Below are 3,038 nucleotides of genomic sequence, written 5' to 3'. Positions count from 1 at the left end.
CTTCGTCGTCTTTCTTTTCGCCTTTGTTAAAGCGAACGTTTTCCAGCACGACCAGCTCACCTTCGGCAATGTCCAGACCGTCAAGATAGTCTTTCGCCAGGCGAACAGGAGAAGAGAGTTTGTCTTTCAGATAGTTAACAACTGGCAGGAGCGAGAACTCCTCGTTGTATTCACCTTCAGTCGGGCGACCAAGATGGGAGGTAACCATCACTTTCGCGCCCTGCTTCAACGCCGCTTCGATGGTCGGCAATGAGGCACGGATACGTGCATCCGACGTCACTTTCCCGTCTTTCACTGGCACGTTCAAATCAGAACGTATAAGTACGCGTTTGCCAGCAAGATCCAGATCGGTCATCTTAATTACAGACATGGTGAATCCTCTCGTTGATTCTCTAAGTTTTGACAGGCGCAAACCGCGCCCTACCTGAAACCGGTTGCGGCCATCGCTAACGTCGTATCAATCATTCGGTTAGCAAAGCCCCACTCGTTGTCGCACCAGACAAGTGTCTTGATCAGGTGCTGACCGCTGACCCGCGTCTGCGTGCCGTCCACTATGGCACTGTGCGGATCATGGTTAAAATCTATGGAGACTAACGGTAATTCCGTATAGTCAACTATACCACTAAATGCCCCTTCTGACGCGTTTCGCAACAAGGCATTAACCTCGCACGCCTGCACCGCCTTCCTCACGCTGACGCTCAAATCAATCGCAGTCACGTTTATAGTGGGAACACGGACAGCTATAGCTTCAAAGCGGTCGTTAAATTTAGGAAAAATACGAGTAATGCCCGCGGCAAGACGAGTATCTACCGGAATGATCGACTGGCTGGCTGCGCGAGTCCGTCGCAGATCAGGATGGTAAGCGTCGATCACCTGCTGATCGTGCATGGCAGAGTGGATCGTGGTGACCGTACCCGACTCAATGCCATACGCGTCATCCAGCAATTTAATCACAGGAATAATACAGTTGGTGGTGCAGGAAGCATTGGAGACGATCAGATGGTCCGGCTGCAGCTCTTTCTCATTCACACCGTAAACCACGGTGGCATCCAGGTCATTTCCGCCAGGATGGGAGAACAGCACTTTTTTCGCGCCAGCGGCCAGATGGGCCTCGCCATCTTCGCGGCTGCCGTACACGCCGGTACAATCCAGCACCACATCCACATTCAGCTCCTGCCAGGGCAGATCGCCTATTTCCGCACGATGCAGCAGACGAAGAGTATCTTCGCCCACCCACAGCAGATCCCGCTCCTGGCGAACATCCCAGGCAAATCGCCCGTGGCTGGTATCGTACTTCAGTAAATGCGCCATTCCTGCCGCATCAGCCAGCTCATTGATGGCTACCACGGTGATCTCTGCACGACGTCCGGTTTCATAAAGAGCGCGCAGAACGTTGCGCCCGATGCGACCAAAACCGTTTATGGCAATGCGAACCGTCATATCACTCCTGCATCCGAATTCGGTGTAAAACTGGTGCGTTAGCCTGAGCCAGACGTCCAAATTTGTACAGGGAATTCTTGCATCAGAAAAACTGTACCAAGCCCGTATATCTTCAGTGCCTGCGCAAACTGAAACGGTTCAGCTAGAATAATAGAATGGCGGAATAATAGGAATGACGAGGATCAATTGCTGCGACAATCTTTAGATCTAAGTCACAGATTTGGAAAATTCCACGGCCTGGGGTGACGGCGGAAAAAGGAAAACGGGGCGGAAGCAATCCCGCCCCATTGGGCTTACAGCAGTTCTTTAGCTTTAGCGACCACGTTATCCACGGTGAAGCCAAACATTTCAAACAGCTGCTCAGCAGGAGCAGACTCACCGAAGGTGGTCATCCCGATGATTGCGCCGTTCAGACCGGTGTATTTGAACCAGTAATCAGCAATGCCGGCTTCAATCGCCACACGTGCGCTGACCGCTTTCGGCAGAACCGCTTCACGGTAAGCAGCATCCTGTTTGTCGAATGCGTCGGTAGACGGCATAGACACAACGCGAGCCTTACGGCCTTCAGAGGTCAGCTTGTCATACGCGCCCACAGCCAGTTCCACTTCTGAACCGGTAGCGATCAGGATCACTTCTGGCTGACCTTCACAGTCTTTCAGCACGTAACCCCCGCGAGCGACATTAGCCAGCTGCTCAGCAGTACGATCCTGTTGCGCCAGGTTCTGACGGGAGAAGATCAGGGCTGTTGGGCCGTCGAAGCGCTCGATAGCGTATTTCCAGGCAACTGCAGATTCCACCTGATCACAGGGACGCCACAGGCTCATGTTCGGGGTGACACGCAGGCTTGCCATCTGTTCTACCGGCTGGTGCGTTGGACCATCTTCACCCAGACCGATTGAATCGTGGGTGTAGACCATCACCTGACGGATTTTCATCAGCGCAGCCATACGGGCAGCGTTACGCGCGTATTCCACAAACATCAGGAAGGTTGCGGTGTAAGGCAGGAAGCCGCCGTGCAGGGTGATACCGTTAGCGATGGCGGTCATACCAAATTCACGCACACCGTAATGGATGTAGTTACCGGCGTGATCTTCGTTGATTGGCTTAGAACCAGACCACATGGTCAGGTTGCTTGGTGCCAGATCAGCGGAGCCGCCCAGATATTCTGGCAGCAGCTTACCGAAGGCTTCCAGGCTGTTCTGGGAAGCTTTACGGCTGGCGATTTTCGCTGGGTTAGCCTGCAGCTGTTCGATGAACTTCTGCGACTCTGCCTGCCAGTTAGCTGGCAGCTCGTTGCCCATGCGGCGTTTGAACTCTTCCGCCAGCTCCGGGTGAGCTTTAGCGTAAGCAGCAAACTTCTGGTCCCAGGCTGATTCTTTCGCCTGACCCGCTTCTTTAGCATCCCATTGCGCGTAGATATCCTGTGGGATTTCGAACGGCGCGTGGTTCCAGCCCAGCTGCTTACGGGTCAGTGCCACTTCGTCATCACCCAGCGGTGCGCCGTGTGAATCATGCGTGCCCGCTTTGTTTGGTGAGCCAAAACCGATCACGGTTTTGCACATCAACAGGGAAGGCTTGTCGCTAACCGCTTTCGCTTC

Annotated in this window: 2 protein-coding genes and 1 pseudogene; all 3 read right to left on the bottom strand. The window is 53.8% G+C overall.

Translation table 11 applies throughout. From position 1 onward, the window contains the following. A pseudogene (gene pgk, locus WCC56_RS02570) lies at positions 1 to 370 on the bottom strand (phosphoglycerate kinase); the annotation flags it as partial. Between the two features lie 50 nt (positions 371 to 420). Then, on the bottom strand, positions 421 to 1,440 hold the full coding sequence (gene epd, locus WCC56_RS02565; RefSeq protein WP_424690878.1) for an erythrose-4-phosphate dehydrogenase: 1,020 nt from the start codon (positions 1,438 to 1,440) through the stop codon (positions 421 to 423). Between the two features lie 293 nt (positions 1,441 to 1,733). Continuing rightward, positions 1,734 to 3,038 (bottom strand): transketolase family protein (locus tag WCC56_RS02560; protein ID WP_424690877.1); only part of this gene is annotated, 1,305 nt, incomplete at its 5' end.

This window comes from Erwinia sp., assembly GCF_049696395.1.
Lineage (GTDB): Bacteria > Pseudomonadota > Gammaproteobacteria > Enterobacterales > Enterobacteriaceae > Erwinia.
The sequence above is the reverse complement of the archived record's forward strand: the minus strand, read 5'-3'. Positions and strand labels throughout refer to the sequence as shown.

Coding starts and splice junctions, on each gene's coding strand:
- epd (WP_424690878.1), bottom strand. CDS start 1,440: ATGACGGTTCGCATTGCCATAAACGGTTTTGGTCGCATCGGGCGCAAC.